Origin of the sequence: Streptomyces sp. NPDC096105, from assembly GCF_044763335.1 — a bacterium.
In the GTDB taxonomy this organism is placed as follows: domain Bacteria; phylum Actinomycetota; class Actinomycetes; order Streptomycetales; family Streptomycetaceae; genus Streptomyces.
The window spans coordinates 179,364-192,730 of sequence record NZ_JBIWGC010000008.1 but is presented as its reverse complement, the minus strand read 5'-3'; the positions used below and the strand labels follow the sequence as shown (position 1 = coordinate 192,730).

Genomic DNA, 13,367 nt, shown 5'->3' with positions numbered 1-13,367 from the left:
TCACCGTCGATAACTCTACCCTAACGTTAGAGTAGAGGTCGGCGGGGTCGCGCGGGACGTGGCCCGCCACGAGGAGAAGGGCCAGGGACACGGGCGTGGACGGCAAGCACATGCAGATCGGCGAGGTCGCCGCGCGGACGGAGCTGTCCCTGCGCACCATCCGGCACTACGAGGAGACCGGCCTGGTCATCCCCTCAGCACGTTCCCAGGGCGGATTCCGCCTCTACACGGAGTCCGACGTGCAGCGGCTCATGGTCATCCGCCGCATGAAGCCCCTGGGCTTCACCCTGGAGCAGATGCGCGACCTCCTCGACGCCACCGATCGCCTCGACCATGCCGAGACGGCCGGCGGCGCCGAGCGCGAGGCACTCCTGGAGCGGGTGCGGGCCTACGAACACGACGCCAGCCGCAAGATCGAGGAGCTGCGCGTCCAGCTGACCCGCGCCGAGGACTTCGCCGCCACCCTCCGCGCCCGCCTGGACGCCGCACGCTCCCAGCAGGGTGCCTCGGTGTGACCTTCGGCCGTCAGGCAGCACCGCGCGCCGCGCATCGGCCCCCGGAAGCCGCCTGCCCGGCAGCTTCACGAGGCGGCGGCCCGGACGCGGAACGTCAGTCCGTCCGGGCTGGTCAGACGCTGCTCGCCGACGGGATCCGGCCCGTCCGGCATCCCGTGTCCCAGACCGCGTGCGCGGGCGGCCACGGCGTCCGGGTCGTCAACGGCGACGACGAGTTCCCAGCGAGGCCCAGGCTCCTCGGCGCCGTGTGTCGGGACGAAGTCCGCGCAGCCGGGGACGGTGCCGAGCACGTCCTGGTAGAAGTGGCGGGCCTGCTCGGGGCGGGGGCAGGCGAGGACCATGCGCTGTGGTGCGCGTGCCGAGGGAGACCATCGGTGGGAAGAGTGCGTCTGCCACAGGGAGAAGGCCGCGCCCACGGGATCGATCAGTGTGGCGATGCGGCCCTGGTCCCCGGCGTCGAACGGCGCGAGCACGAGGTGGGCGCCCGCCGCGGTGGCGGCCTCGGTGCGGGCTTCGACGTCGTCGACGGCGAGGTAGTAGGCGATGTGCGCGGGAGTGCCCGGCGGGTAGAGCGGCGAGCTGAGGTCGCTCACGCCGCCGATCTGATGACCGTCGGCGAATATCTTGGTCGCGCGGCGCCAGTCGCTTCCGTCCACGGCGAACCGCCAGCCCAGCACAGCGGAGAAGAAGGCTGCGGTGCCCGGCACGTCGTGCGTCTTGACGTCCATCCAGCAGAACTCGTTCAGCGCACCGAGATGAGATGACGGCACCTGCCGGCCCCCTTGCCGTGTCGACCAGCTGCTGTAGTAGCTGACCTGCTGTGTCCTCGGCAACCCGTTTGGGGCAGGTGGCCGTGGAGGAACGCCCGCCCCCCGGCGGCGATGAGCGCGGTGCGGGCCGGGGCGGACAGCGATGCGGCTCCCTAGTGACTGCGCTCGGACACCGCGCCGGAGGTCAGCAGCGGAAAGTGGTCGGCCGCCGGCGCGGCATCGTCCACTCCGAGGAGACCGGGGCCGGCCAGGCGGCGCAGCTGGTGGGCGGGTTCGCCCTGGGTGCGCTGGGGTCCGGACCGGTCCCACGTCTGGAGCAGGCCGTGCGGCAGGCACGCGGCCTCGGCCCGCATCCGGCGCACCACGCCGGAGACGACGGTTCATGTCCGGCTCGAACCGGCCGCAGGGGTTCGCCCGCGTCCGGAACAGGGGGACAGGGTCCTCCGGGCGGCGTCGGTGAGCATGCCGGCCCGGTTGACGAACAGGTGCCGCATCCGGCGCGGCGTCGCCTCGGACCCGCCGTGCCGCCGGGACGGCACGCCCGGCGGCGTTTGCGGGGCCGGGCGCCTCGGGGTGCCGGCCGGGCGGTCCGGGGACGTGTCGTCCCGCCCGGCAGGGCAGGCGTCGGGCGGGGACCCGCGGGCAGCACGGCGGCCGGGCGGGCCGGCGGCGGACGGCGGCCTCTCAGCGCGCCGCCGCGGTCGGCTCCTGGTCGTCGACCCGCAGCTCGGGCGCGGGCCGGCGCAGGCCCTTGGTGAGGACGACGAGGTAGACGACACCGATGGCCATCCAGCCGAGTCCCAGCCTGGTCGCGGTGGCGTCGAGCTGGGTGAGCAGGTAGACGTCGACGGCGGCGCCGGCCAGGGGCAGGAGCACGAAGCCGGACAACGAGGGGCGGTCGCCCGAGCGCCATTGCCGTACGGCGTAGGCGATGACGCAGACGTTGACCAGGGTGAAGCCGAGGAGGGCGCCGAAGTTGATGAACGAGGTGGCGTCGGCCAGGGTCAGGGTCGTCGCCAGGAGTGCGACCGCGGCCACGATGAGGACGTTCGGCACCGGAGTGTGAGCAGCTTGCCGTGCAGGCGTCCGAAGACGGGGCGGGGGAGGACGTTGTCACGGCCCATGACGAACATCAGCCGGCTGGTGCTGGCCTGGACGGCCACGCAGGAGGCGAAGCCGCCGAGCATGGTGAGGGTGTTCGCGACGTCGGTCTTCCGGGACGCCGCCGCGACCTACTTCGACATCCGCAAGGAGGCGATCGCGGCGGCTCGGGGCCGGCGGAACAGCTGCGGGCGTGCATCCGCAGCGGGGTGCCCTGGCCGGGGACGGGCGAACGGAGCACCCGGCTGCTGTTCGAGCTCTTCCCCGTCGCCCTGCGCGACGAAGCGGTCGGGCAGGCGCACCGGCTCTTCGTGGAGCAGCAGACCGAGCTGTACCGCCAGGTCCTCGCGCACGGCCAGGACGACGGGACCTTCACCCTCATCGACACCCCCCGGGCGCTCGCCCGGTCCTTCGTCGCCCTCGAAGACGGCTACGCCATGGACCTGCTGATCGGCACCGTGACAGCGGCGGACATCGAGGCGCGGCTGTTCGCCCACGCCCGCACGGTGACCGGCAACTCCGCCCTCGTCTGACACACGACCGGCACGCCCGCTCCGCCTCCACGCCACCCGCCTCGCAGCCGGCACCCTCCACACCGCCGACCGGCACCCACCGCCGCCCGGCAGGACCCGCGGTGACCAGGGTGAGCGGAAGGCCCGGCGTCCGCCCGGCGCCCCGAAGACCGCGGCACCGCACCGCCACGGTCCCCCGAAGGGGTGCGACGGGGCGGCCGCGACGCGGGCCACGGGCGGCGGGCCGGCCTCCGGTGCCGGCAGACGCCGCGTGACCCGCGCGGACTTCGGCCGTTTACCTCATCGGGTCGTCATTCCGGCCCGTCCGAACGTCCGCGTTCCTCTTGAGGAGGCACCTCCCGTCATGACCATCCGTCGTACCTGCCGGCGCGCTGCCGTCGTCGTCACCCTGCTTTCCGTTCCCCTGCTGACGGTGCAGACGCCCGCGCACGCGGTGGAGCTGCCTCCCTCGTGCCTGTCGGCCGTCGCCGAGGCCGAGGACAAGTTCCCCGTCCAGCAGTTCACGGTCCCCGACAAGGTCAAGAGCACCCTGCTGAACGAACTGGGCGCGCTGGGCGAGGCCGACCAGAAGGCCTTCACGGACCGTGCGTGCACGGCGTGGAACAACTGGGCCACCGCCAACGGGCCGGCCGTCGCGCGGGACCTGGACGCCAGCTACCAGAACGCCGGCGGCCCGGTGTGCAACAAGTTCACCACCGCGGCGATGGCAGCGTTCAAGAAGTACGCGCCCACCATTCCGGCGCAGACCAGGGACCTGGAGACCGTGGCCAAGAAGGTCTGGCGGAACGCCATGCAGGAGCTCTCCGCCCAGGCGACCAACGCCACCTGCCGGCAGTCCTACGACAGCGCGAAGACCGGCTGGTAGCAGGCCCCTTCCCCGGGGAGCGGGGCCGGCCGCTCCGCTCCCCGTCCGCCGAGTGGGGCCGGCCGGGCCACCGGGCCGCATGACCCGGCCGGTGCGTCGTCGTCCGGCGGACACCCCCCTACGTGTGAGGCTCCTGTGTCCGATGATTCCGCTCTCGCGCCGACCGGCGTCCTTGTGTCCCTGGAACCGGTCGTGGCACGGCTGCTCGACCGCCATCTCGATGCCGCCAGACCCTGGTTCCCGCACGCCTACACCCCCTGGAGCGAGGCCACCGACTACGACGGCCCGCTGGACGGCGAACCCTGGCGGGAGGGCCAGTCCGTCATGTCCGCGGCCGTGCGGGACTCCTTCACCGTCAGCCTGCTGACGGAGGACAACCTCCCCAGCTACCACTTCGTGATCGCGACGCTCTTCGGCCGGGACGGCGCCTGGGGCACCTGGGTGCACCGGTGGACGGCGGAGGAGGACCGGCACGCCCACGCGCTGCGCAGCTACCTGCACGCCCGTCGCGCCCTCGACCCGGTGCTCCTGGAGGAGCAGCGCATGGAGCACGTCTCGCGCGGATACGCCGGCCGTCATCCCGACGTACTGCACGGTCTGGCCTACGTCACCGTGCAGGAGATGGCCACGCGGGAGGCCCATCGCAACACCGGCAGGGCGTGCGGCGACCCACTCGGCGAGAAGCTGACCGCTCGCATCGCCGCGGACGAGAACCTGCACATGCTGTTCTACCGGGACCTCTACCGGGCCGCCCTGGACCTCGCTCCGGACGCCGCCGTCACCGCCCTGGCCGATGTGATCTGCGACTTCCGGATGCCCGGCGCCGCCCTGCCCGGCTTCCAGGAACGGTCGCTGCGCATCGCCGCAGCCGGCATCTACGACCTCGACGTCCACCGCGAGCGCGTGCTGCTGCCGCTGCTGCGCGCGCTGGGCGTGGAGGAGCGCACCGACTTCACCGCCGTCGGCGACCACGCGCGCGAGCGCATCGGTCTGCACCTCGAGCAACTGGGGAGGGACGCGGCCCGCTTCCGCGCGCTCTTCGCGAGGATGAACCTGGACGGCGCCACCACGGTGTGACCGCTCCCCGCACCACGGTCCGCTCCTCCACCGGCCCGGACCGCGTGCTCCCGGGCCCTGTCCGACGGCAGCGCCTACGGCTCGCGGGACGGGCCCAGCGCTTCCCGCAGGTCCCGGGTGAGACTGCGTGCGATGTCGGGCCACTGGCCGTCGACGTAGAAGTGCCGGCCGGGATAGATGCGCTCGCGGACGCGGCCGTGGCTCAGATCCGCCCACGCGCCGAGGGCGTCCACCAGGACGAGGGTGTCCTCGCGTCCGCCGAACACACTGATCGGACAGTCCAGCGGCGCCTCGTCCTCGTGCCGGTACCGCAGATAGACACTCACCTCGCGCTTGAGCACCGCGTTCGCGCCGGACACGTGCAGCGCGCGCCGCGCGGTGAGTTCCCGGAACAGGGGCACCAGACGGTGCAGTGGCTGTGCCCCCAGCCCGGCGGTCATCAGATGCCACTGGTGAGGCGGGTGCGTGGCGGAGACGGCGAGCAGCGCCGGCTGCGGACGGGCCCGGCGCCGCAGCTGCCGCGCCGCCTCGAAGGCGAGGAGTCCGCCGCTGCAGTGACCGAAGAAGGCGAACGGGCGGTCGGCCGCGTCCCGGTCGACCACCTCGGCCAGCAGCCGGGCCAGCTCCGGGACGTCACGCACGGCGGGTTCCCGCAGGCGCCGTCCGTGGCCGGGCAGTTCGACGGGGCACGGCTCCACCCAGCCGGGCAGTTCGCGCACCAGCGGCAGGAAGAAGTCGGCGGATCCGCCCAGGAAGGGCAGGCAGTACAGGCGTGCCGCGGCGCCCGGGCGTCGCACGGTACCCGAGGTCCACGGGCAGGGGGCCGTGGTTTTCGTGCCGTCGTACGCGATCACCTCGGAGGGTCCTTCCGGTCGTTCTGACGGGGGCGGGGACCGCCGCGGGGACAGCGGTCCGGTGCGCCCGGCGCCCGGGCCCGCGGGGCGGACCCGGGCGCCGGGGACTCCTCACGGCCGTGCGGTGGCTGCGGCGTCCTGCCGGGCGCCGGTCTGCTGGGCCGGCAGGGCCGCGGCGACGGCCCGGGACGCGTACTGCCCGAGGACCAGGTCGGCCAGCGCGGTCAGGGTGGGGTTGGCGACCGCCTCGATGGTGGGGATCTCACAGTCGAAGTGGCGCTGCACCAGGACCGCGAGTTCGGCCGCCATCAGCGAATCCATGCCCAGTTCGCCCAGCGGCCGCTCAGCCGGCACCCGTTCCGGCGTGGTCTGCAGGACGATGGCGGCCAGCTCCGCCAGTGCCCTCAGCGCCAGGGGACGAGCCTCCTGCGGTGGCAGGGCGGTCAGTTGCCGGCGCAGGTCGCCGCCGCTGTGCCCGGCCACCTGCTCCGCGGGCGCGAGGACCGGGCTCAGACGGGGGGCGTCCGCCGCGGGGCAGAACGAGCGCAGCGCGTCCCACGTCATCCGGCCCACGGCGACGACCTCGGCCGGCTCCGCGAGGAGCCGGCCCAGGCGCGCGTGCGCCTCGCGGGGGGCCAGCAGCCCCATGCCCTTGCTCTCCAGCATTTCGTTCAGGTCCAGCCGCGCCACGTAGCCGACCTCGTCGATGCCGCCCCACTGCACGGCCAGCCCGGTCTCCCCCCGCCGGCGGCGCGCCCGGACGAGTGCCTCCAGGGCGAGGTTGGCGCCGGCGTACGGGGCCTGATGGGGGTTGCCGATGAGCGCGGCGGCCGAGGAGTACAGGACGAACAGGTCCGTCTCCCTGCCGCGGGTCAGCTCGTCGAGGACCAGCGCTCCGCCGATCTTCGGGGTGAGGACCGCCGCGACGCGCGCGTCGTCCAAAGCGGCGAGGGGGGCGTCGTCCAGGTGCATCGCGGCGTGCACGACGCCGCGCACCGGGTGTCCGCGGTCGTCGGCGTCCTGGAAGACGGTGCGCATCGCCTCGATGTCGGCCGCGTCGGCGGTGTACGCCGTGGCCCGCACGCCCTGGGCACGCAGGTCCTCCAGCATCTCCGCGGCGCCGGGGGTCCGTCCGCCCCGGCGCCCCACCAGGGCGAGGTGGCGGGCACCGCGCTCGGCGAGCCAGCGCGCGGTGCTCGCGCCGAAGCCGCTGAGCCCGCCGGTCACCAGATAGGTGCCCTGCGGGTCGAGCGGCCCGCGCACGGGACACGGAAGGAGGGGCGGCGGCTGGTCGAAGGTCAGGACGAGCTTGCCGACGTGGTGCGAGTGCTGGAGCAACCGGAACGCCTCCGCGGCCTCGGCGGCGGGCCGCGCCCAGTGCGGAACCGGCCGGAGATCGCCGGCGGTGACGCCTTCGGCCAGCAGGTCGACGTGGTGCCGGGCCTGTTCCGGGTTCTCCAGGACCATCTCGTTGAGGTCGACGGCGGAGAAGGTCAGGGCACGTCGGAACGGGCCCAGGAGCAGGCGTTCGTTGGCGTGCAGGTCCCGTTTGCCGAGTTCCACGAAGTGGCCGCCGGGCTTCAGGAGTTCCAGGCTGCGGGTGACGGCCTCCCCGCTGAGGGAGTTGAGGACCACGTCCACGCCGCGTCCGTCGGTGGCGTCGAGGACCTGCTCGGCGAAGTCGAGGGTGCGCGAGTCGGCGACGTGGTCGACGCCGAGCAGCCGCAGCAGGTTCCTCTTGTGCGCTGTGCCGGCGGTGGCGATGACGCGGGCACCGACCCGCTGGGCGTACTGGACGGCGGCGAGGCCGACGCCGCCGGCGGCCGCGTGCACGAGGACCGTCTGTCCCCGGCTCAGCCGGGCGACGTGACCGAGGCCGTACTGGGCGGTGAGGTGGGCGAGCGGGACGGTGGCCGCCGCGGTGAGGTCCATGTCGTCCGGGACGCGGCCCACGGCCCGTGCGTCGACGGTCAGGTGCGAGCACAGCGCGCCGCGGGCGACGGCCCAGACCCGGTCACCGGGGGCCACGCGGGACACCTGCTCACCGACGGCGGTGACGATCCCGGCGCACTCGTAGCCGACGGGGTGTTCCCGGGTGCCGTCGGGGCCGGGCTGCGGCGGCAGCACGGCCTGCGCCTGGAGGACGTCCCGGTAGTTCAGACCGGCGGCACGGACCTCGATGGACACCTCGCCGGGGCCGGGCGGCGCGGGCGGCGGTACGGGTCGCCACACCAGGTCGTAGGCGGGGCCGGGACGCCGGACGCGCAGGGCGTAGGCGCCCGGCCGCGGCCGGGCGGTCGCCTCGGGCACGGCCGGGCGGTCCGTCACACGGGTCACGAACCGGCCGTGGCGCGTGGTGACGATCTCGTCCTCGTCGCCCGGGTCCAGCAGCTCGTTCGTGATCCGCCGCACGGCGTCCGCTCCGCTGCCGTAGTCCGCCGCGAGTCGCCGCACGGTGATCCGGGCGTGTTCGTTGGCGAGGGAGCGCGCCGTGCCCCAGGCCGCGGCGGCGGGGACGGTCACGGGCTCGGGCGCGGGTGCGGCGCCGTCGGCCGGGGCCACCAGCCACAGCGAGGGCGAGAGGGCCTGGGGCAGACGGGACAACAGCGCTGACGCGTTCCGCAACGCCGCCGTGTACCGCGCGGAGCGGGCGACGGCCTCCCGCGCGGTGGGCGTCGGGGCATCCGGGTCGGTGTCGGTGACCAGGACGACGGTGACCGTCGACGCCTGCGGGTCGCCGCCGGGCAGCAGACCGGCCCAGGTCCCGGCAGCGGCGTCCGGTCCGATGCGGCGGACCGTGCCGCCGGCCGTGGTCAGCGCCTCGGCCAGTCCGGCCGCCAGGTCGCAGTCCGGCTCCGCGGCGACGATCCAGGCGGACCCCTCGGATGCCCGCGGCAGCGGAGGCGGCGCGACGGCGCCGGGACGGTGGGCTCGCCGCGCGCTGAGCACGGAGGCCACCCGGGCCAGCCGGCCGCCGGCGTCGGCGTGCGTCACGTCGCCGAATCCGGTCTCCCGCAGCAGCTCACGCCAGCGTGCTTGCGGCAGCAGCGGGGTGCGGGGGCGTTCCGCGAGGTCGGTGCGGTTCCAGAAGCTCTTCAGCACCCCGAACACCAGGGCGCAGGCCGCGGTGTCGTGCATCTCCTGCACCAGCAGGTGGCCGCCGTCCGCGAGCAGGAAGGACAGTCCGCCCAGCGCGGCCCGGACGTCCTCGGTGGCGTGCAGGACGTTGGAGGCGAGGACGAGGTCGAACGACCCTTCCGCGCAGCCCTGCTCCCGCGGGTCGCGGTTGAGGTCCAGCGTCCGGTACTCGATGAAGTCGTGGGCGGCGAGCCGGGCCCGGGCCCGGGGGAAGAAGGACTCCGAGACGTCGGTGAAGACGTACTGGGTGCGTCCGCGCGGCAGGTGGGGCGTCACCACCCGGGTGGTGGCGCCGGTGCCGGCGCCGACCTCCAGCACACGCAGCGGGCGGTCGGCGGGCCATGCTTCGGCCAGGGCGCGCACGCAGGACCGGATGGCGCGGTGGGCGGCCTCGGACTGGAGCGAGGAGGTGTACAGCTCCTCGGTCAGGTGCCGGCCGGACTCGGAGAACAGCAGTTCCAATGGGTCGCAGCGCCCCGTCAGGATGTCCGGAAGCCGCTGACCGCACATGCCGTACGCGGCCAGCTCCGGGCCGCGCCGCAAGGGCCCGGCCGCCAGGGACCGCACCGTCTCCCCGGGACGGCCCGGAGAGAGGATCCGGCAGGCGGACCCGGAGCGGAAGGCGTCCGCGCCCGCCACAAGACCGTGCTCCTCGGCCACCTCCAGCAGGACGCCGAGCAGCGGTTCGTACTCGGGCAGGACCCCGGCACCGCTCAGCCCGGCCCAGGTGAACCGCTCCCCGCCCGGCAGGATCTCCTCGACGGCGCGTACCGCGAAATGCGCCGTCATCCGCTTCAACGCGTCCACGACCGCCAGCCCCCGGCGCGCCTCGGACTCGGACAGGACCACGACCGGCGACGTCGCGGACGCCGCTCCGTCGGCACGCGGGCGGAGCGGCGGGACCGCCGCGCCGGCGTGGCCCGGGCGCGGGGCGGCGCGCAGTTCGGTGACGTACTCGCCGACCGCCGGCCCGGCCCCGGTGTCGAAGCGGCGCAGCCGACAGCCGAGGAGCTCCACGCAGACCGTGCCGTCCTCGTCGAGGACGGTGACGTCCCAGACGACCTCGGCGGCGGTGGCGGACCGCTCGCGTACCCGCACGTGTCCGGTGACGGCCGGGGGCCGCCAGGCGCGGACCGTGTCGACGGCCGCGGGCAGGAACGTCAGACCCTCCGTGCCGTCCAGCAGCACGGCACCGGTCTGGAGGGCGCCGTCGAGGATCGCGGGGTGCGCCAGGTAGCCCTCGGTGTCGAGGTGGTCGGCGCGGTAGTGGGCCACCGCCTCGCGGCCGTCGGTGCGGACGCGGTCGAGCACGCGGAAGCGGGGTCCGTAGTCCAGGCCGCCGCGGCGGGCCCGGTCGTACACCTCGTCCGCCCCGGCGTCGTGCGGGAACTGCCGGTGCGGCGTGCCGTCGAGGGCTTCGGGGGCCCGGCCGAGCAGGCGTCGCACCCGGCCGCGGGCGTGGAGCCGCCAGGGCTGCCCGGGGCCGCCGGCCCGGCTCGCCACGCGCACCACCCCGTCCTCGTCGGACAGGGAGGTGTGCAGCCAGACGTTCATGTCCGGGTCCTTCCAGGGCAGGGTGAGCGGCCGGAAGGTCAGCGCGGTGACCTCGACGGGCCCGTCGAGGACCCGGCTCCCGGCCGCCAGGGCCGCCTCGACGTACCCGGCGGCCGGCATCAGCACCGCGCCGCCCACCTTGTGGTCGGCCAGCCACGGCAGCCGGACCGGGTCGAGGCGCTGGTGCCAGCCCGGTTCCAGGGCGGCGGCCCGTTCGCCGAGCAGGGGGTGGTCGAGGGTGCCGTCCCCGCAGGTGCGGGTCCAGGTCGCGGCCGGCGGCATCGGGTGGGGCTCGCGCCGCCAGGCGTGCGGGGGCAGGTCGACGACCTTTCCGGGCACGGGGAAGAACGCCGTCCAGTCCCCGGCCCCGGCGGCCAGAACGCCGCCGACGGTCTCGTCCAGCGCGTCCGCGCCCGGCCGGCTGCGGCGCAGGGTGGGCAGGACCGCGGCCGGCACCCGTGCCGTCCCGGCGGCCCGCCGCAGATAGGCCGCGAGCACCGGGTGCGGGCCGATCTCGACGAGTGCGCCGCAGCCCTCCTCCAGCGCCGCGGCGGCGGCTTCGGCGAACAGCACGGGGCGCCGCAGGTTGCGCCACCAGTACCCGGCGTCCAGGCCGGTGCCCTCCTGGCCGTGCCGGAGTCCGCCGGTGACGGTGGAGGCGAAGGGCAGCCGCAGCGCGCCCGGGCGCAGGTCGGCCAGTGCCGCCTTCATGGGCTCGGCGAGCGGGTCCATGAGCCGGCTGTGGAAGGCGTAGTCCAGTTCCAGCGGGCGGAAGAAGACGTCACGGTCGGCCAGGTGGTGGCCCAGCTCCTTCAGCGCCTCCTCGTCGCCGCTGACGGTGACGTCGCGCACGCTGTTGACGGCGGCGATCTCCAGTTTCCCGCCGTACGGCAGGAGCAGGACGCGGGCCTCCCGCTCCGGCAGGCCCACCGCCGCCATCCGGCCGCTGCCGGCGGTGGTGCCCTGGAGCCGGCTGCGCTCGGCCACCACCCGGGCAGCGGCGGGCAGGTCCAGCGCGCCGGCGACGCGGGCGGCGGCGATCTCCCCGACGCTGTGCCCGAGGACGACGTCCGGGCGCACCCCCTGTTCGGCCAGCGCGGCGACGAGGCCCAACTGGAGCGCGAACAGGGCCGGTTGCGCGATCTCCGTGCGGTCCATGCGGGAGTGCGCGCCCGGTGCGGCCAGTTCCTGGGCCACCGACCAGCCGAGCAGCGGGGTCAGGGCGGCGTCGGCCTCCGTCACGGCGGCGCGGAACGCGGGCACCGCGGCCATGAGGCCGGCGCCCATGCCGTGCCACTGCGACCCGTTGCCGGAGAAGGCGAACACCACCCTGCCGCTTGTGGCCCGGTCGGTGACGGGCGGTGGCGGAACGGCCGGGGAGGCCGCCCGTTCCCGCAGCCGGTCGGCGGCCTGCTCCGGGGTGCGGGCCAGCACCACCGCGCGGTGCGGGTGGAGGCGCCGTCGGCGGCAGGCGGTCCAGGCGGTGTCGTAGAAGGCGTCCGCGCCGACGGTCTCCAGGTGGTCGGCCATCCGGTGCACGGCGGTCGTCAGGGCGTCCTCGGTGTGGGCCGAGACCAGCACGGGCAGCGCCGTGCCCTCCGGCCGGGCGACGGCCCCCTCCGCCGGGACGGGGTCGGGCGGCGCTTCGAGCAGGACGTGGGCGTTGGCCCCGCCGAACCCGGCGGAGGCGACCCCCACCACGCCACGGCCCTCACAGGGCGGCACCGGCCTGGCGGTGACGGCCGGTTCCAGTCCGAGCCCGGTGAAGTCGATGTCGGTGGCGAGCGGTTCGGCGTGCAGGGTGGCGGGGATGTGCCGGTGCCGCAGCACCAGGCACGCCTTCAGCAGGCCGGGCATGCCCGAGGCCGCCTCCAGGTGCCCCAGGTTGCTCTTGACCGATCCGATGGGCAGCGGCCCCCGGGTACGGGCGGCGGCGAGCGCCTGTCCCACGGCCCGGCACTCGGCGCGGTCCCCGGCCTGCGTGCCGGTGCCGTGCGCCTCGAAGTACACCAGTTCGTCGGGAGAGACTCCGGCGTCCCGGTAGAGCGTGCGCAGCAGTTCCTCCTGTGCCTCGCTGCTGGGCAGGGCCATCCCCTGGGTGCGTCCGTCACTGCTGACGCCGGTGGCCCGGATCACCGCGCGCACCCGGTCGCCGTCGGCGAGGGCGTCGCCGAGCGGTTTGAGGACGACCAGTCCGCCGCCCTCCGCCCGTACGAAGCCGTCGGCGGCGGCGGAGAAGGCCCGGCACCGGCCGGTCGGGGACAGCATCGAGGCCTTGGCGAACCCGATGTAGGGGTGGGGGTCGAGCAGCAGGCCGATGCCGCCCGCGAACGCCATGCGGCTGCGGCCGGCGCGCAGCGCCTCGCAGGCCTGGTGCACCGCCGTCAGGGCCGACGAGCAGGCGGTGTCGACGGTCATGCTCGGGCCGCGCAGGTCGAAGACGTGCGACAGCCTGTTGGCGACGATGGAGTTCGCCCCGCCGGTCATCGTGTAGGCGTCCGTCTCGTCCGGCAGGGCGCCCATCATCGCGAGGGCGGACGAGCCGGCGCAGCCGACGAAGACGGCGGTGTCCGACCCCGCGATCCGGTCGGCGTCCATCCCGGCGTCGTCCAGCGCCTCGACCGCCATCTCCAGCAGCAGCCGCTGCTGCGGGTCCATGCGGGCGGCCTCGCGCGGGGAGATGCCGAAGTAGGCGGCGTCGAACCGGTCGTAGTCCTGGAGGAATCCGCCGGCGACGGTGTAGGTCTTGCCGGGCCGGTGGGGGTTCCGGTCGAGGTACCGGGAGGCGTCGAAGCGGTCCGGGGGCACCTCGGTGACCAGGTCCCGGCCCTCGCTCAGGGCCGCCCACAACTCGTCCGGTGAAGTGATGCCGCCGGGCAGGCGGCAGGCGGCTCCGACGAGGGCGACGGGCATGTCGTGCCGTGGGGAAGGCGGCGTGCGCAACACGGTCTCCTTGCGGT

The 13,367-nt window shown here is 74.9% G+C and carries 9 protein-coding genes; 4 read left to right on the top strand and 5 right to left on the bottom strand.

The window, feature by feature from the left end; translation table 11 throughout:
- Positions 1 to 95 precede the first annotated feature (95 nt).
- Positions 96 to 515: a MerR family transcriptional regulator gene (locus tag ACIQ8B_RS15920; protein ID WP_403547346.1), complete on the top strand. Its 420-nt coding sequence runs from the start codon at positions 96 to 98 to the stop codon at positions 513 to 515.
- A 65-nt stretch (positions 516 to 580) separates the two neighbouring features.
- On the opposite strand, the gene ACIQ8B_RS15915 is transcribed toward ACIQ8B_RS15920, so the two are convergent.
- From ACIQ8B_RS15915 to ACIQ8B_RS15905, 3 genes are all read right to left on the bottom strand, one after another.
- Positions 581 to 1,285, bottom strand: a complete 705-nt coding sequence (locus ACIQ8B_RS15915; RefSeq protein ID WP_403547342.1) for a VOC family protein — start codon at positions 1,283 to 1,285, stop codon at positions 581 to 583.
- 152 nt (positions 1,286 to 1,437) lie between these two features.
- The gene (locus ACIQ8B_RS15910) at positions 1,438 to 1,650 is read right to left on the bottom strand and encodes a TetR/AcrR family transcriptional regulator C-terminal domain-containing protein (RefSeq protein WP_403547340.1); all 213 of its coding nucleotides are present in this window, start codon (positions 1,648 to 1,650) and stop codon (positions 1,438 to 1,440) included.
- A 319-nt stretch (positions 1,651 to 1,969) separates the two neighbouring features.
- A complete protein-coding gene (locus ACIQ8B_RS15905) occupies positions 1,970 to 2,323 on the bottom strand; it encodes a hypothetical protein (RefSeq protein ID WP_403547338.1) in 354 nt (117 codons plus the stop codon).
- 272 nt (positions 2,324 to 2,595) lie between these two features.
- Here ACIQ8B_RS15905 and ACIQ8B_RS15900 point away from each other — a divergent pair, with 272 nt between their 5' ends.
- From ACIQ8B_RS15900 to ACIQ8B_RS15890, 3 genes are all read left to right on the top strand, one after another.
- A complete protein-coding gene (locus ACIQ8B_RS15900; RefSeq protein WP_403547336.1) occupies positions 2,596 to 2,919 on the top strand; it encodes a TetR family transcriptional regulator C-terminal domain-containing protein in 324 nt (107 codons plus the stop codon).
- 343 nt (positions 2,920 to 3,262) lie between these two features.
- Positions 3,263 to 3,784 carry a hypothetical protein gene (locus ACIQ8B_RS15895; protein ID WP_290006340.1) on the top strand — a complete coding sequence of 174 codons (522 nt, stop codon included), beginning with the start codon at positions 3,263 to 3,265 and terminating at the stop codon, positions 3,782 to 3,784.
- Positions 3,785 to 3,919: 135 nt separating this feature from the next.
- Positions 3,920 to 4,861 carry an acyl-ACP desaturase gene (locus tag ACIQ8B_RS15890; RefSeq protein ID WP_403547334.1) on the top strand — a complete coding sequence of 314 codons (942 nt, stop codon included), beginning with the start codon at positions 3,920 to 3,922 and terminating at the stop codon, positions 4,859 to 4,861.
- 74 nt (positions 4,862 to 4,935) lie between these two features.
- Here the strand turns inward: ACIQ8B_RS15890 and ACIQ8B_RS15885 are convergent, their stop codons facing one another.
- Together ACIQ8B_RS15885 and ACIQ8B_RS15880 are read right to left on the bottom strand one after the other, a co-directional pair.
- A complete protein-coding gene (locus ACIQ8B_RS15885) occupies positions 4,936 to 5,658 on the bottom strand; it encodes a thioesterase II family protein (protein WP_403547332.1) in 723 nt (240 codons plus the stop codon).
- 168 nt (positions 5,659 to 5,826) lie between these two features.
- Entirely contained in the window at positions 5,827 to 13,350 is a 7,524-nt protein-coding gene (locus ACIQ8B_RS15880) for an SDR family NAD(P)-dependent oxidoreductase (RefSeq protein WP_403547330.1), read from the bottom strand.
- Positions 13,351 to 13,367: the final 17 nt, after the last annotated feature.